The 23,278-nt window shown below is 71.3% G+C and carries 15 protein-coding genes and 1 pseudogene; 15 read left to right on the plus strand and 1 reads right to left on the minus strand.

The annotated features are described in order from the left end of the window. Positions 1–11 precede the first annotated feature (11 nt). Positions 12–2,840, minus strand: a complete 2,829-nt coding sequence (locus tag POF73_RS27805; RefSeq protein WP_272120838.1) for a DEAD/DEAH box helicase — start codon at positions 2,838–2,840, stop codon at positions 12–14. A gap of 164 nt (positions 2,841–3,004) precedes the next feature. Here POF73_RS27805 and bldG point away from each other — a divergent pair, with 164 nt between their 5' ends. The 15 genes and pseudogenes from bldG (at position 3,005) to POF73_RS27885 (ending at position 23,196) form a co-directional block, all read left to right on the plus strand. Then, on the plus strand, positions 3,005–3,346 hold the full coding sequence (gene bldG, locus POF73_RS27810) for an anti-sigma factor antagonist BldG (protein WP_003975386.1): 342 nt from the start codon (positions 3,005–3,007) through the stop codon (positions 3,344–3,346). Between the two features lie 121 nt (positions 3,347–3,467). Then, a complete protein-coding gene (locus tag POF73_RS27815; protein ID WP_272120861.1) occupies positions 3,468–3,905 on the plus strand; it encodes an ATP-binding protein in 438 nt (145 codons plus the stop codon). A gap of 309 nt (positions 3,906–4,214) precedes the next feature. Next, a complete protein-coding gene (locus POF73_RS27820) occupies positions 4,215–6,620 on the plus strand; it encodes a sodium-translocating pyrophosphatase (RefSeq protein WP_272120863.1) in 2,406 nt (801 codons plus the stop codon). A 195-nt stretch (positions 6,621–6,815) separates the two neighbouring features. Next, the gene (locus POF73_RS27825) at positions 6,816–7,430 is read left to right on the plus strand and encodes a small secreted protein (RefSeq protein WP_272120865.1); all 615 of its coding nucleotides are present in this window, start codon (positions 6,816–6,818) and stop codon (positions 7,428–7,430) included. Between the two features lie 37 nt (positions 7,431–7,467). After that, on the plus strand, positions 7,468–9,009 hold the full coding sequence (locus tag POF73_RS27830; RefSeq protein ID WP_272120867.1) for a N5-glutamine methyltransferase family protein: 1,542 nt from the start codon (positions 7,468–7,470) through the stop codon (positions 9,007–9,009). 271 nt (positions 9,010–9,280) lie between these two features. Next, positions 9,281–10,282 carry an ArsR/SmtB family transcription factor gene (locus POF73_RS27835; protein ID WP_272120869.1) on the plus strand — a complete coding sequence of 334 codons (1,002 nt, stop codon included), beginning with the start codon at positions 9,281–9,283 and terminating at the stop codon, positions 10,280–10,282. Between the two features lie 157 nt (positions 10,283–10,439). Next, a complete protein-coding gene (locus POF73_RS27840) occupies positions 10,440–11,516 on the plus strand; it encodes an ABC transporter ATP-binding protein (protein ID WP_272120871.1) in 1,077 nt (358 codons plus the stop codon). Next, the gene (locus POF73_RS27845) at positions 11,513–12,328 is read left to right on the plus strand and encodes an ABC transporter permease (protein ID WP_272120873.1); all 816 of its coding nucleotides are present in this window, start codon (positions 11,513–11,515) and stop codon (positions 12,326–12,328) included. The genes POF73_RS27840 and POF73_RS27845 overlap by 4 nt, the downstream gene beginning before the upstream one ends. Positions 12,329–12,368: 40 nt before the next feature. Further along, the gene (locus tag POF73_RS27850) at positions 12,369–13,160 is read left to right on the plus strand and encodes an ABC transporter permease (RefSeq protein WP_272120875.1); all 792 of its coding nucleotides are present in this window, start codon (positions 12,369–12,371) and stop codon (positions 13,158–13,160) included. A gap of 169 nt (positions 13,161–13,329) precedes the next feature. Further along, a pseudogene (locus POF73_RS46315) lies at positions 13,330–13,966 on the plus strand (serine/threonine-protein kinase); the annotation flags it as partial. A 394-nt stretch (positions 13,967–14,360) separates the two neighbouring features. Next, the gene (locus tag POF73_RS27865) at positions 14,361–14,570 is read left to right on the plus strand and encodes a hypothetical protein (protein ID WP_272120881.1); all 210 of its coding nucleotides are present in this window, start codon (positions 14,361–14,363) and stop codon (positions 14,568–14,570) included. 257 nt (positions 14,571–14,827) lie between these two features. Continuing rightward, complete coding sequence (locus POF73_RS27870; protein ID WP_272120883.1) at positions 14,828–15,025, plus strand: hypothetical protein; 198 nt, start codon at positions 14,828–14,830, stop codon at positions 15,023–15,025. Positions 15,026–15,274: 249 nt separating this feature from the next. Beyond that, the gene (gene topA, locus POF73_RS27875) at positions 15,275–18,109 is read left to right on the plus strand and encodes a type I DNA topoisomerase (RefSeq protein ID WP_272120885.1); all 2,835 of its coding nucleotides are present in this window, start codon (positions 15,275–15,277) and stop codon (positions 18,107–18,109) included. A 167-nt stretch (positions 18,110–18,276) separates the two neighbouring features. Further along, positions 18,277–21,471 carry a dTMP kinase gene (gene tmk, locus POF73_RS27880; RefSeq protein WP_272120887.1) on the plus strand — a complete coding sequence of 1,065 codons (3,195 nt, stop codon included), beginning with the start codon at positions 18,277–18,279 and terminating at the stop codon, positions 21,469–21,471. A 519-nt stretch (positions 21,472–21,990) separates the two neighbouring features. After that, positions 21,991–23,196 (plus strand): DNA polymerase III subunit delta', encoded by a 1,206-nt coding sequence (locus POF73_RS27885; RefSeq protein WP_272120889.1) that lies wholly within the window; start codon positions 21,991–21,993, stop codon positions 23,194–23,196. Positions 23,197–23,278 lie beyond the last annotated feature (82 nt).

The following is a 23,278-nucleotide window of genomic DNA, read 5'->3' on the forward strand; positions in this document are numbered from 1 at the left end:
CGCGGCAGAGGTCAGGGCGCGGGCGGGACCTGCGGGCCCGGCCCTGCCGACGGCGCTTCCGCCGGCTGGGCCCCCGCCGTCGCCTCCGCCGTTCGGCCCTGAGGGTGCGGCCCCGCCGACGCCGGCGTCTTGACCGGCCTCCCGGCTGGGGCAACGCCGTCGCCGACCGGGGTAACCCCGCCCTCAGTTGGCGTAACGCCAAACTCAGCCGGGGCGCTCGCACTCCCGGTTGGCGTAACTCCATCTCCAGCTGGGGCGTCCGCACTCCCGGTTGGCGTAACCCCATCCTCAGCTGGGGCGTCCGCACTCCCGGTTGGCGTAACCCCACCCCCAGCCGGGGAGCCCGCACCCCCACTAGGCGGGACCTGATCCCCAGCCGGGGCCCTCCCACCCTCAGCCGGGGCACTCCCACCCCCAGTCGGCGCACGCCCACCCCCAACGGGCGTCCCACCCCCCGCCAGGTCTCCCTCCCCCTCTGGCGCCCCCCGCAACAGCACCGTCAGCAACCGCACCGCCCCCCTCTTGTGCAGCGGATCGTTGCCGTTGCCGCACTTGGGGGACTGGATGCAGGACGGGCAGCCGGCGTCGCACTCGCAGGAGGCGATGGCCTGGCGGGTGGCGGTGAGCCAGGAACGCGCCGTGCGGAAGGCGCGCTCGGCGAAGCCCGCGCCGCCCGGGTGGCCGTCGTAGACGAAGACCGTGGGGAGCAGTGTGTCGGGGTGGAGCGGGATCGACACGCCGCCGATGTCCCAGCGGTCGCAGGTCGCGAAGAGGGGGAGCAGGCCGATGGACGCGTGCTCGGCGGCGTGCAGGGCGCCGCCGAGGATCTCCGGGGTGATCCGGGCCTCGTCCAGCTGGTCCTCGGTGACCGTCCACCACACGGCGCGGGTGCGCAGCGTACGAGGAGGGAGGTCGAGTTTCGTCTCGCCCAGCACTTCGCCGGTGATGAGCCGGCGCCGCAGGAAGGAGACCACCTGGTTGGTGACTTCGACGGAGCCGTAGCAGAGGCGCCCGTCGCCCCACGGGACCTCGATGTCCGTCTCCAGGACGGCGATCGCGGTCGTGTCCCGGGCGACCGTCGAATACGGCGGGGCGGCCTCCTCGACCAGGGCGACCGAGTCCTCCAGGTCGAGGGAGCGGACGAGATACGTGCGGCCCTGGTGCAGATGGACCGCGCCCTCGTGCACGGTGCTGTGCGCGGCGCCCGCGTCCACCGTGCCGAGCAGCCGTCCCGTCCCGGACTCGACGACCTGGACCGGGCGGCCGCCCTCACCGCGGATGTCGGTCAGGTCGGCGGCCCGTTCCCGGCGTGTCCAGTGCCAGGCCTTCGTACGGCGGCGCAGCAGCTTCGCGGCCTCCAACTGCGGCAGCAGCCCCTCGGCTTCCGGGCCGAACAGCGCCAGGTCCTCGTCCGTCAGCGGGATTTCCGCGGCGGCCGCGCACAGGTGCGGGGCCAGGACGTACGGGTTGTCGGGGTCGAGGACCGTCGACTCCACCGGACGGTCGAACAGGGCCTCGGGGTGGTGGACGAGGTAGGTGTCCAGGGGGTCGTCGCGGGCGACCAGGACGGCCAGCGCGCCCTGCCCGGAGCGACCGGCCCGGCCCGCCTGCTGCCACAGGGACGCGCGCGTGCCCGGGTATCCGGCGATCAGCACGGCGTCCAGGCCGGAGACGTCGATGCCGAGCTCCAGGGCCGTGGTGGCCGAGAGGCCGAGGAGCTCGCCGGAGTGGAGGGCCTGCTCCAGGGCGCGGCGTTCCTCGGGGAGATAGCCGCCCCGGTACGCCGCGACACGCCGGGCGAGCGAGCGGTCCACTTCGGCGAGGCGTTCCTGGGCGATGACCGAGATCAGCTCGGCGCCACGCCGGGAGCGTACGAAGGCGACCGAGCGGATGCCCTGTACCGCCAGATCGGTGAGCAGGTCGGCCGTTTCGGCGGTGGCCGTACGCCGGACGGGGGCACCCTTCTCGCCCTGCATCTCGGTGAGCGGGGGCTCCCAGAGGGCGAAGACCAGTTCGCCGCGTGGGGAGGCGTCGTCGGCGACCTCGACGACCGGGAGGCCGGTCAGGCGGCGGGCGGCCACCGCGGGCTCGGCGGCGGTCGCGGAGGCCAGCAGGAAGACCGGAGAGGCGCCGTAGCGGGCGCACAGGCGGCGCAGGCGGCGCAGGACCTGGGCGACATGGGAGCCGAAGACACCGCGGTAGGTGTGGCACTCGTCGATGACGACGTACTTCAGCGCCTTCAGGAAGGAGGACCAGCGAGGGTGGGACGGGAGTATGCCCCGGTGCAGCATGTCGGGGTTGGTGAGGACGTAGTTGGCGTACTGGCGGACCCACTCCCGTTCCTCGAACGGAGTATCGCCGTCGTACACGGCCGGCCGTACAGAATTGCCCAGCGGATGTGAAAGTTCCTTCACCGAACGGCACTGGTCCGCCGCAAGAGCCTTGGTCGGAGCGAGGTAGAGGGCGGTGGCGCCACGGCCGTTGGGGGCCTCGGAACCGTCCAGGAGCGTCGAGAGGACCGGTACGAGGTAGGCCAGGGACTTGCCGGACGCCGTGCCCGTGGCGACGACCACGCAGTCGCCGTCGAGGGCGTGCTCGGCGGCCCGTGCCTGGTGAGCCCAGGGATGTTCGATTCCGGCCGTCTGTACCGCGGCGATGACCTCCGCGCGGATCCGGTCCGGCCAGACGGCATGGCGACCCTCGCGCGGGGGCACATGCTCCGTATGAGTGATGCGCGAAGCCCGGCTCGGCCCCGAGGCGAGTCGGCCCAGCACCGCGCCCGGGTCCACCCGGGAAACGGGGCCCGTCGGGGATCGATCGGATCGGTGATTCTTGGCCATCGGCACCGAGTGTGTCACTGGCGTGACGGACAATGGGACCAAGGCGTCGTGCACGCCTGCCGGTAAGTGATTGAATGCCATCGCGGCTGGCGAACCGTCCTGGGGGCTTCAAGCCGAGGTGTCCCGAGGGGCGACCGCTCGATTAGCAAGGTGCTGGAGGATCCGTGGACCTGTCCCTGTCGACCCGTACCGTCGGCGATCGTACGGTCGTCGAGGTCGGTGGCGAAATCGACGTATATACCGCGCCCAAGCTGCGCGAGCAGCTGGTCGAGCTGGTGAACGACGGGAGTTTCCACCTCGTCGTCGACATGGAGGGCGTGGACTTCCTCGACTCCACCGGGCTCGGCGTGCTGGTCGGCGGCCTGAAGCGTGTGCGTGCCCATGAGGGCTCCCTGCGCCTGGTCTGCAACCAGGAGCGCATTCTCAAGATCTTCCGCATCACCGGTCTCACCAAGGTGTTCCCGATCCACACCTCGGTCGAGGAAGCGGTGGCGGCGACCGACTGATCACCGCACCAGGGTCCGCCACAGCGCGTGCCCGGTACGGCAGAAGTTGAAAGAGAAGGGGGACCGGGCTTTCGGCGGCCCGGTCCTCCGGACAGCACGCCCGTAGTTCGGAGGGGGATGCATGGCCACCGTTGAACTCCGCTTCAGCGCGCTGCCCGAGCACGTCAGGACCGCCCGACTGGTGGCGGCGGCGGTGGCGCGCAGGGCCGGAGTGGACGAGGCCGTCCTGGACGAGGTCAGGCTCGCCGTCGGCGAGGCCTGCACCCGTGCCGTCGGACTGCACCAGAGCGTCGGCATCACGGCGCCGGTGAAGGTGTCGCTGATCGAGGAGGAGAAACAGTTCTCCATCGAGGTCGGCGACGAGGCGCCGCGCTCCGCTCCCGGCGAGCGGGCACCCGGTGCCGCGGGCGACGACGGCGACGTGGAGGCCGAGGAGGACGAGATGGGCCTCGCGGTCATCAGCGGCCTCGTCGACGACGTGGAGGTCTCCGCAGGAGAGCACGGCGGGTTGATTCGTATGACCTGGCCGACCACACCGCCGGCCGCGGTGCTCACCTGATCGGCCTACCCGAACAACCCACCTCATCGCGAAGGGGCCCTGCTCAGCAGGGCCCCTTCGCGTTTCTCCGACGACGCCCGGGAATTCGTGAAGGAATTCACGATCAATCTCCCGATAATTCGATCAAGAGTCAATGCTCACGTCAACGGTTTTAGGGCATTAGCACTTTCGGGTTCAGTGGCTTGACGTCGATCATTTGCTGAACGGCACAAGAAGGCTAATTCCGCTTACCGCCATCTGTTTTGATCAGGTTCCGGTACCTAGAATCCGTCCACATCTTGAGCTCAGCCCAAGCGTCAAGGAGGACGAATGGCGGGGCTTTCTACCCCTCATCAGCTGGACCACCCCACAACCCTCGCAGCCGCAGTACTGACCGACGACAACCGGATCATCGTGACGGTCATCGGGGTCGTCGCGCTGGCCGCGCTCGTCGTCGCCGGCGTTCTGGTACGCCAGGTGCTAGCGGCGGGCGAGGGCACCGACAGCATGAAGAAGATCGCGGCAGCCGTCCAGGAAGGCGCCAACGCCTATCTGGCCCGGCAGCTGCGCACGCTCGGCGTATTCGCCGTCGCCGTGTTCTTCCTGCTCATGCTGCTGCCCGCGGACGACTGGAATCAGCGCATCGGCCGATCGGTGTTCTTCTTGATCGGCGCCGCGTTCTCGGCGGCCACCGGCTATATCGGCATGTGGCTCGCCGTGCGCAGCAATGTGCGTGTCGCCGCAGCCGCACGGGAAGCGACTCCGGCGCCTGGAGAGCCGGAAAAGGATCTCACCGCGGTCTCGCACAAAGCAATGAAGATCGCTTTCCGCACGGGCGGCGTCGTCGGCATGTTCACGGTGGGGCTCGGTCTGCTGGGCGCCTCCTGTGTAGTGCTGGTGTACGCGGCCGACGCGCCGAAGGTGCTCGAAGGATTTGGTCTCGGCGCCGCGCTGATCGCGATGTTCATGCGTGTCGGCGGCGGCATCTTCACCAAGGCCGCCGACGTCGGCGCCGACCTGGTCGGCAAGGTCGAACAGGGCATTCCGGAGGACGACCCGCGCAATGCCGCGACCATCGCCGACAACGTGGGTGACAACGTCGGCGACTGCGCGGGCATGGCGGCCGACCTGTTCGAGTCGTATGCCGTGACCCTCGTCGCCGCGCTGATCCTCGGCAAGGCGGCCTTCGGTGACTCCGGGCTCGCCTTCCCGCTGATCGTGCCCGCGATCGGCGTGATCACGGCGATGATCGGCATCTTCGCCGTGGCCCCGCGCCGCGCCGACCGCAGCGGCATGTCCGCGATCAACCGCGGGTTCTTCATCTCCGCGGTGATCTCGCTCGCGCTCGTCGCGGTCGCCGTGTTCGTCTATCTGCCGTCGTCGTACGCCGACCTCGACGGCGTCACCGACGGGGCGATCGCGGCCAAGAACGGCGACCCGCGGATCCTCGCGCTCGTCGCCGTGGCGATCGGCATCGTGCTGGCCGCTCTCATCCAGCAGCTGACCGGCTACTTCACCGAGACCAACCGACGCCCGGTCATGGACATCGGCAAGAGCTCGCTCACCGGTCCTGCCACCGTCGTCCTTGCCGGCATCTCCGTCGGCCTGGAGTCCGCCGTCTACACCGCCCTGCTGATCGGCCTCGGCGTCTACGGGGCGTTCCTGCTCGGCGGCACGTCGATCATGCTGGCGCTGTTCGCGGTGGCGCTGGCCGGCACAGGCCTGCTCACCACGGTCGGCGTGATCGTCGCCATGGACACCTTCGGACCGGTCTCCGACAACGCGCAGGGCATCGCCGAGATGTCCGGCGACGTCCAGGGCGCGGGCGCCCAGGTGCTCACCAACCTGGACGCGGTCGGCAACACCACGAAGGCCATCACCAAGGGCATCGCCATCGCCACCGCCGTCCTGGCGGCAGCGGCGCTCTTCGGGTCGTACCGCGACGCCATCACCACCGGCGCGCGGGACGTGGGCGAGAAACTCAGCGGTGACGGCGCGCCGATGAGCCTGATGATGGACATCTCGCAGCCCAACAACCTCGTCGGCCTGATCGCGGGCGCTGCGGTCGTGTTCCTCTTCTCGGGGCTCGCCATCAACGCCGTGTCGCGGTCTGCGGGATCTGTGGTCTACGAGGTGCGGCGGCAGTTCCGTGAGCGGCCCGGGATCATGGACTACACGGAGGAGCCGGAGTACGGCAAGGTCGTCGACATCTGCACCCGGGATGCCCTGCGCGAGCTCGCCACGCCCGGTCTGCTCGCGGTCCTGGCGCCCATCTTCATCGGGTTCACGCTCGGGGTCGGAGCCCTGGGCGCATTCCTGGCGGGCGCGATCGGCTCCGGCACGCTGATGGCGGTGTTCCTCGCCAACTCCGGCGGCGCCTGGGACAACGCCAAGAAGCTCGTCGAGGACGGCCACCACGGCGGCAAGGGCAGCGAGGCCCACGCCGCGACGGTGATCGGCGACACGGTCGGCGACCCCTTCAAGGACACCGCCGGTCCCGCGATCAACCCGCTGCTGAAGGTGATGAACCTGGTCGCGCTGCTCATCGCGCCCGCGGTCATCCAGTTCAGCTACGGCGAGGACAAGAACGTCGGGGTACGGGTCGTGATCGCCGTCTCCTCGCTCCTCGTGATCGTCGGTGCGGTCTACGTCTCCAAGCGGCGCGGCATCGCCATGGGTGACGAAGGCAACGCCGACAGGGTGGCCAAACCGGTCGATCCCGCGGTGGTCTCGTAGGCGGTCCTGCGACGGCCCAGTTCAAGGGGCGGGCGGGCGGCGCGCGTTGACGTGCCGCCCGCCCGCCTCGTGCTTGTTCACACCCCTGGCCGTGACGCTTCTCTCGCATGGTGCAAAGAGCGGCTAAGTCGTACATACATGGCATTCGGTGCGCTTTCGTCTCGCGTCCGACGTGTAGGGTCCCGTGGCTGAGCCATGGAAGGGACCAAACCGGTGAACAAGAAGCTCGCGGCCGCACTGTCCGGCGGTGCGGTACTGACGCTGGCACTGACGGGATGCACGAGCGACGAGGGCAACCCGGAGCTGGATGCCTGGGCCAAGAAGGTCTGCGACGCCGTGCCGGCGCAGAACGCGAAGATATCCGCCGCCTACGTCGCGATCACCAAGGCGGCCAAGGACACCACCAGCACGCCCAAGGAGCTCCAGCAGGCCGACTCCAAGGCCTTCCAGGACCTCGCCGACGGCTACAAGGCCCGCGCGAGCCTCATCGGCGGCGCCGGGGCACCTCCCGGCGTTGAGGACGGCGCGAAGGTCCAGAAGGACGTCGTCAAGCAGCTCACCGACCTCTCCGCGGCCTACGCCGACCTGAAGAAGCGGGTCGACGGGCTGAACACGAAGGACCAGGCGAAGTTCGCGTCCGGTCTGAAGGACGTGTCGGCCGAGATGAAGCAGGTCGAGACCCAGCGCAAGACCGCGGTCAACGCGCTGAAGAAGCTGGAGTCGGGCGACACAAAGAAGGCGCTGACGTCCCAGGAGGGCTGCAAGCAGGCCGCCGCGGCGTCCGAGTCGGCCGGGGTCACCGGCAGCTGAGCCGCCTCGCGGGGCGGGCACACGTCACAATGAGGGCGTGAGTGACTCCACGCTGCCTGCCCTGCCCGCCTCCGACCGCCCCGATGTCGCCGCCCGGCTGCGGGAGGCCCTGCTCAGGGCCTCCTTCACCGCCGACGGGTTGCTCGAACTGCTCGGCGCGCCCGCGTACACGGCGCTCGCCCGGAGCGAGACCGTGCCCGCGCTCCGGGCGACTCGCGGAGACACACCACTGGAGGCGCTCGTACGCCTCTTCCTGTTGCAGCAGCCCGTGCCGCACGCGCGCGTGGCGGACGTTCTGCCCGTCGACGCCCTCCTGGAGAGCGGGTGGCTGGTGCGGGTCGGGGGTGACTCCGAAGACGACCTCGCCGCGACCGTCGACGTACGCCCCTACGGCGGGCCCGGTGGCGAGGACTGGTTCATCGTGTCCGACCTCGGGTGTGCCGTCGGCGGTGCGGGCGGCATCGGCAGCAAGGACGAGGGGGTCGTCCTGGGCGTCGGCGGCGCCTCCACGACCCTCGCCGGCATCACCGTCCGTACGCCCGTCGCCTCCGCCCTGGACCTCGGCACCGGTTCCGGCATCCAGGCGCTGCACGCCGCGCAGCACGCCACGCGTGTGACGGCGACCGACCTCAACCCGCGCGCGCTGCACATCACCGCGCTGACGCTCGCGTTGTCCGCCGCCCCGGCCGCCGATCTGCGGGAGGGCTCGCTGTTCGAGCCGCTCAAGAACGGAGAGACGTACGACCTGATCGTGTCCAACCCGCCCTTCGTGATCTCACCGGCCGCCCGGCTGACGTACCGCGACGGCGGGATGGGCGGGGACGATCTGTGCCGGTCGGTCGTTCAAGGGGCGGGGGAGCGGCTGAGCGAGGGCGGGTTCGCGCAGTTCCTCGCCAACTGGCAGCACGTGGAGGGGGAGGACTGGCAGGACCGGCTGCGATCGTGGGTGCCGCGCGGGTGCGACGCCTGGATCGTGCAGCGCGAGGTCCAGGACGTCACGCAGTACGCCGAGCTGTGGCTCAGGGACGCCGGGGACCATCGGGGTGACCCGGCCGAGTACCAGGCGCGGTACGACGCCTGGCTGGACGAGTTCGAGGCGCGCAAGGTGAAGGCCGTCGGGTTCGGGTGGATCACCCTGCGGAAGGCGTCGGTCGCCGTTCCCTCGATCATCGCGGAGGAGTGGCCGCATCCGGTCGAGCAGCCGCTCGGGGACGTGGTCCGTGCGCACTTCGACCGGGTCGACTACCTGCGCGCCCGCGACGACGCGGCCCTGCTGGAGGACCATTTCAGGCTCGTCGGCGAGGTCGTGCAGGAGCAGGTCGGGCTGCCCGGCGCCGAGGACCCGGAGCACGTGGTGCTGCGCCAGCACCGCGGGATGCGCCGGGCCACCCAGGTGGACACGGTCGGCGCGGGATTCGCGGGCGTGTGCGACGGCTCGCTGAGCGCGGGCCGCATTCTGGACGCGATCGCCCAACTGATGAGCGAGGACCCGGTGTTGCTGCGCGACCGTACGCCCGCGCAGATCCGGCTGCTGGTGGAGCAGGGGTTCCTCGAACCGGCCGGCGGCGGCGCGCGGTGACGATGCGGACCGGGGAGGCCGGAGACGTCAGGGAGACCGGAGGGGCCGGTGACCCCGGTGACGCCGGGAAGACCGGGAACCCCGGTAACCCCGGTAACCCCGGGAACCCCGGGAAGACCGGTAACCCCGGGAACCCCGGTAACCCCGGGAACCCCGGTAACCCCGGGAACCCCGGTAACCCCGGTAACCCCGGGAACCCCGGTAACCCCGGTAACCCCGGTAACCCCGGGAAGACCGGGAACCCCGGGAAAGCTCGGGAAAGCCGGTTCCGGTGATTCGTATCGAGCTTGACGAGGCCGCGCTCGGAGCGACCCGCATCACCGTCAGCCCGCTGTGGGACGCGTTCTGCAGCCTGCACCTGGCGATGCCGCACCGGAACCCCTCCTGGCCGTACCAGAAGTGGGTCCCGCACGCGCGTGAGGTGATCCGGGAGGACGACCGGATCGCCCCGCTGCGCGCGCTCATGGAAGGGCCGCACAACTTCCCCGACTTCATGCTGCCCCAGCCGATCGGCGCGACGTCGATCGAACAGGAGCTGGAGATCGTGCGCGGCACAGCGCCGGACGTGGTGCGGGCCCAGCTGGCCGAGCACTACCCCGGCATGGACGACCATCCACTCGTACGGCCGTACCTGGAGGACCCGCAGGCCGCCTGCGCCGCCCTCGCCGACGCGTACGCCGCGTACTGGGAGGGTGCCCTCGCCGACCTGTGGCCGGTCATGCGGCGGCTCGTCGAGGACGAGGTCCTGCTCCGGGCGCGGACCTTCGCCACGGAGGGCGTGGACGCGCTCTTCGCCGGCCTGGAGTCACGCGCGAAGTGGGCACCGCCCGTGCTGGAACTGACCAAGCACATCGACGCCGAGTACCACGCGGGCGAGCGCAGGCTGCTGCTCGTGCCGCTGGTCTTCGCCGAGGGGTGCCGGCTGTACTCGACGGACCATCCCGAGGTGCTCACCGTCTCCTTCCAGGCGCGGGGCGCGGCCGTGCTGCGCGAACGGCAGGAGGAACCGGCGGGGGACCGGCTCGGGATGCTGCTGGGGCGCGGCCGGGCGGCGGTCCTGCACGAGCTCGGCGGGCCGCTCACCACCGCCGGCATCGCCGACCGGCTCGGCCTGGCTCCCAGCACCGTCTCCGAGCACCTGTCGGTGCTCTCCGAGTCCGGGGTGGTCACCCGGCACCGGGTCGGCCGGAGCGTGTACTACCAGCTCACCGACACCGGGCGCGCCCTGCTGGCGCTGCTGTCCGGGGAGGACGTGCTGCGCGCGGTGGGGTGAGCGGGCCGGTCCGCCTTCGAGGGCACGGGCGGTGTGTACGGGCTTCGGAGCGTGCACGCGCGTGTGAGTGCCAGAAGACACACGCACGCGTGGGCGACGATTCGGGAGCCGCCGAATTCATCGACCGTGCCCGAGCCGCCCGCCTACCGTCCGGCGCATGCTTGCCATCGAGGCGCACGGGTTGCGCCGTACCTACACGTCGCGAACCGGCTGGCTGCGGCCCCGGCGCACCACCACCGAAGCTGTACGAGGGGTCAGCTTCGAGGTGGCGCCGGGCGAGCTGTTCGGCCTGCTCGGCCCCAATGGCGCCGGCAAGACGACCACCATCAAGATGCTCAACACCCTGCTGCTGCCCACCTCGGGCACGGCCCGGGTGTTCGGGCACGACGTGGCCCGCGACCCCGTCGCCGTACGAAGGCGTATCGGCTACGTCTTCGGCGGCGACCGGGGCCTGTACGAGCGCCTCTCCGCCCTCGACAACCTGCGCTACTTCGCCGAGTTGTACGAGGTCGAGCCGCACGAGCAGCGGCGCCGGATCGCCGAACTACTGGAGCTGGTCGGTCTGGACGGGCGGGAACGGGAGCGCGTCGAGGGCTACTCGCGCGGTATGCGGCAGCGGCTGCACATCGCCCGTGGCCTGCTCCACCGGCCCGACGTGCTCTTCCTGGACGAGCCGTCGATCGGCGTCGACCCGGTCGCCGCACGGGATCTGCGCCGCACCGTCGCCGACCTGTCGGCCGCCGGGACGACGGTGGTCCTCACCACGCACTACATGGCCGAGGCCGACGAACTGTGCGACCGCATCGCCGTCATCGCGGGCGGGGAGATACGGGCCCTCGACGCGCCCGGGGCCCTCAAGGCCCGCGTCCAGGAACGCGACGTCCTCGAAGTCGAGGCCCACGGGCTCTCGGAGACGGAGCTGGACCGGGTGCGCGCGCTGCCCGGCGTCCGGGACGCGGCGGTCGACGACCGCGGCTCCGTACAGCTCCTGACTGTCCAGAGCGAGCGCGGAACCGAGCTCCACGCGCGTGTGCTCGCCGCGCTGGACGGCGTACGCCTGGGGCGCGTCGCCACGCGCGAGCCGACGCTGGAGGACGCCTACGTGGCGATCGTCGCGGAAGCGGAACGCGCCACCGCGGGACGGGCCGAGGACGCCGAACCGGGCGGTCCTGCCAGGGCTTCCGAATCGGGTGGTCCGGTGGGGCCTTCCGAATCGGCGGAGGTCCCGGCATGAGCGCCGCGCAGAACAGGCCCCGGCTCGTCGCCGTAGGTCTGAGGCGCCGGCCGCGACTCATCGCCGTAGGAGTGCGCACGCACGTCATCTACATGTCGCGCTCGCCCCTGGAGATCACCTTCGCGGTACTGGTGCCGCTCGTCTACGCGACCCTCGCCGTCCACCTCTTCCGCGCGGCGGGCGACCCCGACCGGCTGCTCACCGCTTCGGTCGGCGCGGGCCTCATGGGCATCTGGTCGTCGGTGCTGTTCGGGTCGGGCGGGGCGGTGCAGAACCAGCGCTGGCTCGGCACCCTGGAGTGCCTGGTCGTCGCGCCGACCCGGCTGCCGCTGGTGCTGCTGCCGATCACGCTGGCCACGTCGGTCGTGGGGACGTACTCGATGGTCGCGACCGTCGTCTGGGGATGGCTGCTGTTCGGTGTGCCGCTGCACTTCGCGCACCCGTTGCTCTTCCTGCTGGCGGTTCCGGGATGTGTCCTCGCTCTCGGGGCCATGGGGCTGCTGCTGGCCGCCACGTTCGTCCTGCTGCGCAATGCGAACGCACTGGCCAACGCGCTGGACGCGCCGGTGTGGCTGCTGTCCGGGATGCTCGTCCCCGTCACCGTGCTGCCCGCGTGGACCCACCCGCTGTCCTGGGCGCTGCCCACCACCTGGGGTGCCCGCGCCGTGCACGCAGCGGCCTCCGGCGGGGCCGTGGCCGCTCCGCTGGGGCTCGCGCTCGGCCTCGGCGCGCTCTACGCCCTGCTGGCCGTCGCAGTGCTCGGCCGGGTCGAGGCACGCGCGCGTGCCGCCGCGACCCTCGCCCTCACCTGACCGCCCACGGCTCCTGCCGCACCCGCACCGAGGAATCCGTATGCGTCAACTCGTCCGTACCGCACGCCTCGTCGTCATCGGCGGCGGTATCTCCTACCGGGCCCTGTTCAACTGGACCACGCCCTCGATGTTCATCGGCACCCTGCTGGTCGGCCCCGTGCTCCAGCTGCTCTTCTTCGTCTATCTGGGACGCCAGCTCCAGGTCGCCGACGACCGCTTCTACCTGCTGGGCAACGCCGTCCTCGCCTCCTCCACGGCCTGCGTGTACGGCGGCACCATGGCCGTCGCCAACGAGCGGCGCTACGGCACGCTCGGCGCGGTGCTGCTCAGCCCCCGCCGCCGGGCGCCGCTCTGGTTCGGGCGGGCCTTGCCGTACGTCCTCAACGGCCTGGTCGTCAGCGGGTTCACGCTCGCCGGGGGCGCGCTGGTGCTGGGCCTGCCGGTGCCGATGGACAGCTTGCCGCAGCTCGTCGCCGTCCTGGTCGCCGCCGCGGCAGCCTGCTCCGCGTTCGGGCTTGCGCTGGGCGCGCTGGGGCTCCGCTTCCGGGACGTGTTCCTGGTGTCGAACGTGGCCACTTCCGTGCTGCTCCTGCTCACCGGCGCGAACGTGCCGCGCGAGACGCTGCCGCACTGGATGCGCACGGCCGGCGAGGTCCTCCCCCTGACGCACGCGGCCGACGCGGCGCGACGGTCGGCAGCTGGGCAAGGGCTGGACACAGGCCTGCTGGGAGCCGAACTCGCGGTCGGCGCCGGGTACCTGGTCCTCGCCGTGCTGCTGCTGGCCCTCTTCGAGCACGGCAGCAGGCGGCGCGCGACCCTCGATGTGCTCTAGCCGTTCCACAGCCGTGGGGCGGAGGGCACACACGGGTCGCGAGTGCCTGGTTTGTTAGCTTTTGCAATGAAAAAGCCTCCTGTCAGTGGCAGGTGCGAAGCTGTCTTCGAGAGACGGACTCGACGTGTCCCCGGGGGAGGCGCGCCGACTTGGGCCTTGGGGAGGCGTGATGGCGGGGGAGACGCCGGATCACGGCAAAGGCAGGGTCGCCAGCGGGCGCTACCGGCTGCTGCGGACACTCGGCGCGGGCGCCATGGGCCGCGTGTGGTGCGCGTACGACAAGGAGTTGGCCTGCGAAGTCGCGCTGAAGGAGATCACGCTTCCGGACGCGCCGATGGACGCGAGCGAGACCGCGCAGCGGATCGCGCGGGCCCGCAGCGAGGCCCGGCACGCGGCGCGGCTGCGGGGACATCCCATGTGGCGACGGTGCACGACGTGGTGGTGCACGGGGGCTGCCGTGGATCGTCATGGAGTACGTGCCGGACGCGGTGGATCTCCAGGCGGTCGTACGGCGTTCAGGGCCGCTGACGCGCGTTCAGGTGGCCCGCGTCGGACCCGCGGTGCTCGACGCGCTGACCGCCGGGCACCGGATCGGCATCCTCCACCGGGAGGTGAAACCGGCCAACATCCTTCTCGCGCCGGACGCTTCGGGCGGCCCCTACGCGCACGTGCGCCTCACCGACCACGGCATCGCCCTCCGGCCCGAGTCCTGCGAGCCCCGGCTCACGGCCACCGCGGGCCTCCTCGGCACCCCCGGTCACCTCGCCCCGGAACGCGCGCGTGGCGAACCGCTCACCTCGGCCGCGGTCTGAGTCGGTGCCGAATCTCGGTGTCGTGGCCGTCGACACCGCCATCGACTTCGCCGAAGCCCGCGCGCAGGGTGTGCGGCGCTGCGAGAGGCAGAGCGGGGCGGTCGCCACGGCGCTGCCGGACGCCGCCGTCTACGCCGTCGTACCGACGAAGGATGGGTTCACCGCGGCCAACAGCGGTACGGCATGTCTCGTACCCGGGGCGGTATGCCGCGAGCGGCGAGGTGGGCCGATTCCGCGACGACGGGGTGGACCTGTGGGTCGGCCAGATGAGCAGTCGGCGGCTGCTGGGTCCACGTGGAACAGGAGGGCAGTTACAACGCCCCGTTGATCGACGGCACCAAACCCCACACCGACCAGGTCATAGGCACTGTTCAGGCGCCCCGGGGAAATGAGCCACAAGAACGGCTCCGACAACGCCACCGAGCCGTGCGGCAACAAATTCGGGCCGGTTTGGGCGCCGGGTCCGGAGCGCACGGTCCATGGCTGGATGGCGGACGTGGAGGACTGGGAACAGGGCTTCAACAAGGTCGTCCGCACGGTCAGCCGGTCCGACGACAAGAAGACGACCGGAAGGTGCCCGCGCCCGGGTCAGATCTGAGGCGGGTGAGGCTCACGAGGGATGTGAGTTCAGTGAGCCTGGTGAGTCCGATGAGTTAGATGGGACCGATGGGATCGATGGGTTCGGTGGGGCTGTCGTGGCGGAGGGGCTGTCGTGGCGGACGGGGCCGTCGGGCTCCGGGTGTCCACAGCCGTGTCGGCCCCGCGTTCACCTGAGGTTCGCCTGTGCGCCGTCCGCACGTGTCAGCCTCGCCGGGCTGGGCACTCGCGGACGGGAGAAAAGGGGCGATCGGAACCATGGAAAGGGGACCGGCGATCTTCGCCGGGGTCGTGTTCGCCCTGTTCGGAGGCGGGCTGCTGGCATGGACGGCGGTCCGGGTACGACAGCGTCAGCCCGTCGCTCACGGTGTGAGCCCCGTCGCATCGGCGACGCTCGCGGGCCTTGTCTCGGTGATCGCGCTGATCATCGGAACGTGGTGCTTCACCCGCCTGTGAGAACGGCCCGCGAGCTGGGCGGCCGATAATTGGGAGGGCCTCTTCCGGAAAGGCTCGAAAAGGCCGGTGAGCACTCCGGGCGGCAGGAATGGCGGAAGTCGGGTTACCGTTCGAGTGGCCGTTGCGGGCTTTTCCCGTTTGACAACGGGGCGGGATGTACCGTCACACTCCGCAGCGTCACCACCACCCGACCCCGGGAGCCAAGCGACCCTGGGGAGGCCCCAGCGTCGACCGGAGAGAAGAGCGAAGTTGTCCCCGACCAGCGAGACCGCACAGGGCGGCCGCCGACTCGTCATCGTCGAGTCGCCTGCCAAGGCGAAGACGATCAAGGGCTACCTGGGCCCCGGCTACGTAGTCGAAGCGAGCGTCGGGCACATCCGCGACCTCCCCAACGGCGCCGCGGAGGTGCCGGAGAAGTACACCGGTGAGGTCCGCCGCCTCGGTGTGGACGTCGAGCACGACTTCGAGCCGATCTATGTGGTCAACGCCGACAAGAAGGCCCAGGTCAAAAAGCTCAAGGACCTGCTGAAGGAGTCCGACGAGCTCTACCTCGCCACCGATGAGGACCGCGAGGGCGAGGCCATCGCCTGGCACCTCCAGGAGGTGCTCAAGCCCAAGGTCCCGGTCAAGCGGATGGTCTTCCACGAGATCACCAAGACCGCGATCCAGGCCGCCGTCGCCAACCCGCGCCAGCTCAACCAGAAGCTGGTCGACGCCCAGGAGACCCGCCGCATCCTCGACCGCCTCTACGGCTACGAGGTCTCGCCGGTCCTGTGGAAGAAGGTCATGCCGCGCCTGTCGGCCGGCCGTGTCCAGTCCGTCGCCACCCGACTCGTCGTGGAGCGGGAACGCGAGCGCATCGCGTTTCGTTCTGCTGAGTACTGGGACCTGACGGGCACTTTCGCGACCGGCCGCGCGGGGGACTCGTCGGACCCGTCGTCGCTGGTCGCCCGCCTGCAGACCGTCGACGGCAGGCGGGTCGCGCAGGGCCGCGACTTCGACTCCCTGGGACAACTCAAGAGCGCGAACACCCTCCACCTCGACGAGGCGAACGCCCGCGCCCTTGCCGCCGCCCTGGAGCAGACGCAGTTCGCCGTCCGGTCCGTCGAGTCCAAGCCCTACCGCCGCTCGCCGTACGCCCCGTTCCGTACGACGACGATGCAGCAGGAGGCGAGCCGCAAGCTCGGCTTCGGTGCGAAGGCCACCATGCAGGTCGCGCAGAAGCTGTACGAGAACGGCTACATCACGTACATGCGTACGGACTCCACGACGCTGAGCGACACCGCCGTCGCGGCCGCCCGTGCCCAGGTCACGCAGCTGTACGGCGCCGACTACCTGCCGTCCGCCCCGCGCACGTACGCCGGCAAGGTCAAGAACGCGCAGGAGGCACACGAGGCGATCCGCCCCTCCGGCGACCGCTTCCGCACCCCTGCCGAGACCGGGCTGACCGGCGACCAGTTCAAGCTCTACGAGCTGATCTGGAAGCGGACCGTCGCCTCCCAGATGAAGGACGCGACCGGTAACTCGGTCACGGTCAAGATCGGCGGCACCTCGGCCGACGGGCGGGACGTCGAGTTCAGCGCCTCCGGCAAGACGATCACCTTCCACGGCTTCCTGAAGGCCTACGTCGAGGGCGCCGACGACCCCAACGCCGAGCTGGACGACCGCGAGCGCCGGTTGCCGCAGGTCAGCGAGGGCGATGCGCTCAGCGCCGAGGAGATCACGGTCGACGGGCACGCCACCAAGCCCCCGGCCCGCTACACCGAGGCCTCCCTGGTCAAGGAGCTGGAAGAGCGCGAGATCGGCCGCCCGTCGACGTACGCGTCGATCATCGGCACGATCCTCGACCGCGGCTATGTGTTCAAGAAGGGCACGGCGCTCGTCCCGTCCTTCCTGTCGTTCGCCGTGGTCAACCTCCTGGAGAAGCACTTCGGCCGACTCGTCGACTACGACTTCACCGCCAGGATGGAGGACGACCTCGACCGCATCGCCCGCGGTGAGGCCCAGTCCGTGCCGTGGCTGAAGCGCTTCTACTTCGGCGAGGGCATCGGAGAGGGCGGCGCGGCCGACGCCGGCAACGGCGACGGGGACCACCTCGGCGGCCTCAAGGAGCTGGTGACCGACCTGGGCGCGATCGACGCGCGCGAGGTGTCGTCGTTCCCGGTCGGCAACGACATCGTGCTGCGCGTCGGCCGCTACGGCCCCTACATCGAGCGCGGCGAGAAGGACACCGAGCAGCACCAGCGCGCCGACATCCCGGACGACCTCGCGCCCGACGAGCTGACCATCGAACTGGCCGAGGAACTGCTGGCCAAGCCCAGCGGCGACTTCGAGCTGGGCACCGACCCGGTCTCCGGACACGCGATCGTCGCCAAGGACGGCCGCTACGGCCCGTATGTCACCGAGGTGCTCCCCGAGGGCACCCCGAAGACCGGCAAGAACGCCGTGAAGCCGCGTACGGCCTCGCTGTTCAAGTCGATGTCGCTGGACACGGTGACCCTGGACGACGCCCTCAAGCTGATGTCGCTGCCGCGAGTCGTCGGCGCCGACGCCGAGGGCCAGGAGATCACCGCGCAGAACGGCCGATACGGGCCGTATCTGAAGAAGGGCACGGACTCGCGGTCGCTGCAGAGCGAGGAGCAGCTCTTCACCATCACCCTCGAAGAGGCGCTGGAGATCTACTCCCAGCCCAAGCAGCGCGGACGCGCGGCCGCCAAGCCGCCGCTGAAGGAGCTGGGCGAGGACCCGGTCAGCAAGAAGCCGGTCGTCGTCAAGGACGGTCGCTTCGGGCCGTACGTCACCGACGGGGAGACCAACGCGACGCTGCGCTCCGGCGACAGTGTCGAGGAGATCACCCCGGAGCGCGGCTTCGAGCTGCTCGCCGAGAAGCGGGCTAAGGGTCCCGCCAAGAAGACGGCGAAGAAGGCCGCTGCGAAGAAGACGACCGCCAAGAAGGCCCCGGCGAAGAAGACGGCTGCGAAGAAGACCGCGGCCAAGAAGACGACCACGGCTGCGAAGAAGACGACGGCGAAGAAGACGACCGCCAAGAAGGCGACGGCTTCCAAGTCGGCGGCGGAGGACTGAGCCGCCCCCGCCTCGGGACCAACCGGGTCCTGACCGGGGCCGGTTGACGGTCCGGCTCTTCACTTCCGGTTCGCAAAACGAACGCCTCGGCATCAGTTTGGTGTCGGGGCGGGCGTACGTTCGGGCGCGCGCGTCGGGCTGTCAGTGCGTCCCGATAGGCTGAAAGCATGACCCGAGCCGACGAGCCAACGGCGCCCGACACCGCTCCCGACGACGCCTTCGCAGCGGATTCCCGCGAGCGCGCCGTCCGTGCCCTGCTGCGCCGACCGCAGCTCAAACGGCTGTGGAGCGCGCAGTTGGTGGGCGGTGTCGGCGACCTCCTCGCCCTACTGGTGCTGGTCCTGCTCGCCCTGCAGGCGGCGATCGCCGAGGGCTCGTTCGGCGGCGGATACCGAGGCGTGGCGTTCGCAGTGGCGACCGTCTTCGGCGTGCGCATCCTGGCGACGCTGCTCTTCGGCGCCGTACTCCTCGGCCCGCTGACCTCGCTGACCTCGCAGGAGGGCCCGCTCGACCGGCGCTGGACCATGGTCGGCGCGGACGGTCTGCGGGTCGCCCTGCTGATCGTCGCGCCCCTGTGGATCGACTGGACGCCGGACAACGCGCTGGCGGTCCTCCTGGTGACCGTCTTCGTGACCGGCGTCGCCGAGCGTTTCTGGACGGTCTGCCGGGAGAGCGCGGCGCCCGCGCTGCTGCCGCCCCCGCCGCCGGAGGGCGCGACGGTACGGCCGCTGCCGGACCACATGGACGCGCTGCGCCGCCTGTCGCTGCGCACGGGCTTCGTGGCGATCCCGCTGGCCGCCGCCGCACTCGTCGCCGCCGCCCTGCTCAACAACCTGCTGGGTGCCGGTCTCGACTGGTTCGAGCAGCACCAGGCGGCCCTCGCGTCGTATGTCGCGGCGGGTCTGTTCGCCGCGTCCCTGTCCGTGCTGACCTTCCTGGAGCTGCCCGACACACGCACCCCGCGCGCGCGGTCGCCGCTGGAGGGGCTGCGCCGGCCGAAGACCGGCTCCGGCATCGACAAGGGCCGTACCGGCGCGATCCCGCTGCTGGTGCTCGCCTGCGCCGCCGTCGCCGGGGCGGTGTCCGCCGTGGTCGCCGTGGCCGTCCTGCACGCCAAGGACCTGGGCGGCGGGCCGGTGCTGTACGGCCTGCTCGTGTTCGTGCTGACCGGCGGCGTGGTCGTCGGCATCCGTACGGCGCCCTCCGTGCTGCCCGCCCTGTCGCGGCGCCGCCTGCTGGCGCTGGCGATCGCCTTCACCGGCATCGCGCTGCTGGCCGCGGGACTCGTCCCGGACGTCACCACCGTGCTGCTGATCCTCGCGCTGGCCGGGATCGGCGCGGGTGTGTCCGCCAACACCGGGCACACCCTGCTCGACCAGGAGGCCGAGGAATTCCGGCGGCCCCGGACGACGGAGCACCTGCACGCGGTCGTACGCGTGTGTGTCGCGCTCGGCGCGGTGATCGCGCCGCTGGTGGCCGCGCTCATCGGGCCGCACCGGCTGGAGAGCGGCAAGTTCGTCTTCGCGCACGGCGGCGCGGCGTTCACGCTGATGCTGGTCGGGGCGCTGCTGCTGCCGGTGGCCGTGCTGGTGCTGGCCAAGGTCGACGACCGCTCCGGCGTGCCCCTGCGGCAGGACCTGCGGGACGCGGTGCTCGGCGGGGACGACCCCGAGCAGGTGCCCGCCACGACCGGCTTCTTCATCGCCCTGGAGGGCGGTGACGGCGCCGGCAAGTCCACCCAGGCCGAGGCGCTCGCCGAGTGGATCCGCGGCAAGGGCCACGAGGTCGTCGTCACGCGCGAACCGGGCGCGACGCCGGTCGGCAAGCGGCTGCGCTCGATCCTGCTGGACGTGTCGAGCGCGGGGCTGTCACACCGCGCGGAGGCGCTGCTGTACGCGGCGGACCGTGCGGAGCACGTGGACACGGTGGTCCGGCCCGCGCTGGAGCGCGGCGCGGTCGTGATCTCGGACCGTTACGTCGACTCCTCGGTCGCCTATCAGGGTGCGGGCCGTGACCTGTCGCCGACGGAGATCGCCCGCATCAACCGCTGGGCGACCAACGGACTCGCGCCGCATCTGACCGTGCTGCTGGACGTCTCGCCGGAGGTCGCCCGCGAGCGGTTCACCGAGGCACCGGACCGGCTGGAGTCGGAGCCGGCCGAGTTCCACGCGCGTGTGCGCGCCGGATTCCTGACGCTGGCCGCGGCCGACCCCGGCCGGTACCTGGTGGTGGACGCGGGGCAGGAGCCGGAAGCGGTGACGACCGTCGTCCGGCACCGGCTCGACCAGATGCTGCCGCTGTCCGAGGCGGAGATCCAGGCGCAGGAGGAAGCGCGCCGCAAGGCCGAGGAGGAGGCCCGCCGCAAGGCAGAAGAAGAGGCCGCCCGCAAGGCCGAGGAAGAGCGCCTGGAGCGTGAGCGCCAGGAGCAGCTCGCCCGGCTGCGTGCCGAGGAGGAGGAGCGCAAGCGGCGCGAGCTGGAGGAGGCGCAGCGCCGCGAGGCCGAACGGCAGGCGGAGGAGGCCCGGCAGCGGGCCGAGGAAGCGGCTCGGCGGGCCGAGGAGGAGCGGCAGCGGCTCCTCGCGGAGGAGAAGGTGCGCGCCGAGGAGGAAGCGCGCCGCAAGGCCGAGGAGGACCGGCGCCGCAAGCAGGCCGAGGAAGAGGCCCGGCTGCGCGCCGAGGCGGAGGCGGTCCGCCTGGAGAAGCAGCGCAAGGCGGAGGAGGCTCTGCTGCGGGCCGAGGAGGCACGCCGGCTGGCGGAGCAGGCGGCGGCCGCCGCGGAGGCGGGGCCGAAGTCGACGGGGCCTGGGGCGGGTACGCCGCAGGGGGACGCGGCGACGGTTCCTACGCCCGTGGTGACGCCGGGTAAGCCGGGTAAGGCGCCTTCCAGGGCGTCGGACGAGACGACTGTGTTGCGCCCGGTGCGCGACGAGGAGCGGCCGCCCCGTGGAGGTGCCGCGGGAGAATCCGAGTCCGAGGTGACCACGAGGCTGCCGCAGCCGCCGGTGCCTTCGGGCGCGGCCGACGAGACTGCGGTGCTGCCGCCGGTCCCGCCGGGTGCCGCGGACGAGACTGCGGTGCTGCCGCCGGTCCCGCCGGGTGCCGCGGACGAGACGGCCGTCCTGCCTCCCGTGCCGGGGGACGAGTCCGGGGGCCGGGTGCCGCCCGGCTACTTCCGCGACGAGGAACGCACGCGCGAGATGCCCCAGGTCGATGCGACGGGCACACCACGGCGCCGGGCTCGGTCCGACTGGGCTGAGGAGACGCCGCTGGACGATCTGCCGACGCTGGCGGACGAGCTGCTGGGGCCGCACGAGGACGAGTACGACGACGAGGGCGGCCGGGGACGAGGGCGTCGGCGCTGAGGTCGGTCGCTGAGCCGGGCGTCGGCGCTGAGGTCGGTCGCTGAGTCGGGCGTCGGCGTTGGGGTCGGTTGGTGAGTCGGGCGTCGGCGTTGGGGTTGGTCGCTGAGTCGGGCGTCGGCGTTGGGGTCGGTTGGTGAGTCGGGCGTCGGCGTTGGGGTCGGTTGGTGAGTCGGGCGTCGGCGTTGGGGTCGGTTGGTGAGTCGGGCGTCGGCGTTGGGGTCGGTTGGTGAGTCGGGCGTCGGGGCTGGGGTTGGTCGCTGAGTCGGGCGTCGGCGTTGGGGTCGGTCGCTGAGCCGGGTGGCGGTGTTGAGGTTGGTCGGTGAGCGGGGCGGCGTTGGTGCTTGGTCGCGGCAGTCCGCTCAGCGGCGCCGGCTGTGGCGTCGCGTCGGCGGCCGCCCGTGGCTACCCGTACTTCTGCCCCACGGCGGCCCTCGATGTCAGTGGCTGGCCCCCGTTGTCAGTGGTGCCGCGCACAATGGATCTCGCACCGCGAAATGTGAGCGAAGGGCGGCGTGACCCATGACGGTATGGGACGACCTGGTCGGCCAGGAGAAGGTGAGTGAGCAGCTGGGCGCTGCCGCTCGGGACGCCGACGCGCTGGTCACCGCCGCTGCCGCCGACGCACCGCCCCCCGAGGCGTCCAAGATGACGCACGCCTGGCTGTTCACGGGGCCCCCGGGGGCGGGCCGGAACCAGGCGGCGCGGGCCTTCGCCGCCGCGTTGCAGTGCGTCAGCCCGGACCGGGCGCTGGGCGGCGCCCCCGGATGCGGTTTCTGCGACGGATGCCATACGGCGCTCGTCGGCACGCACGCCGACGTCACCACCGTCGCCGCCGTCGGCACCCAGATCCTCGCCGACGACATGCGGGACACCGTCCGCAAGTCGTTCACCTCGCCGGCGAACGGCCGCTGGCAGATCATCCTCGTCGAGGACGCCGAGCGGCTGAACGAGAAGTCGGCCAACGCCGTGCTGAAGGCCGTGGAAGAGCCCGCCCCTCGCACGGTCTGGCTGCTCTGCGCCCCCTCCATCGAGGACGTCCTGCCCACGATCCGCTCCCGCTGCCGCCACCTGAACCTGAGCACCCCGTCGGTCGACGCCGTGGCCGACATGCTCGTACGGCGTGAGGGCATCGAGCCCGACGTGGCCGCCGCGGCGGCACGCGCCACCCAGGGTCACGTGGACCGGGCCCGCCGACTGGCCACCGACCCGGCAGCCCGTGAGCGCCGGGCCTCCGTCCTCAAGCTGCCGATGCGCCTCGGTGACATCGGCGGTTGCCTCAAGGCCGCGCAGGAACTCGTGGACGCCGCCAGCGAGGACGCCAAGCAGCTCGCCGAGGAGATGGACGGCAAGGAGACCGAGGAACTGAAGGCTGCGCTGGGTGCGGCCCAGGGCGGCAGGATGCCGCGCGGTACGGCGGGCGTGATGAAGGAGTTGGAGGACAAGCAGAAGCGGCGCCGTACGCGGACGCAGCGCGACAGCCTCGACCTCGCCCTGACCGACCTCACCGCCTTCTACCGCGACGTCCTCGCCCTCCAGCTCGGCTCCCGCGTCGCCCTCGCCAACACCGACGCCGAGGACGCCCTGGAACGCCTCGCCCGCGACAGCGCCCCGGAGGCCACCCTCCGCCGCATCGAGGCGATCGCCGCCTGCCGCGACGCCCTCGACCGCAATGTGGCGCCGCTGCTGGCGGTGGAGGCGATGACGATGGCGCTGAGAGCGGGCTAAGGGGCCAGGGCCTCGGGGCCGGTCGCCGGGGCCTGCCGCCGCCGTTGCAGGGCTGCGGGGTTTGTACGGCCCTGCGGGCGTA

Origin of the sequence: Streptomyces sp. HD (assembly GCF_028369295.1) — a bacterium.
In the GTDB taxonomy this organism is placed as follows: domain Bacteria; phylum Actinomycetota; class Actinomycetes; order Streptomycetales; family Streptomycetaceae; genus Streptomyces.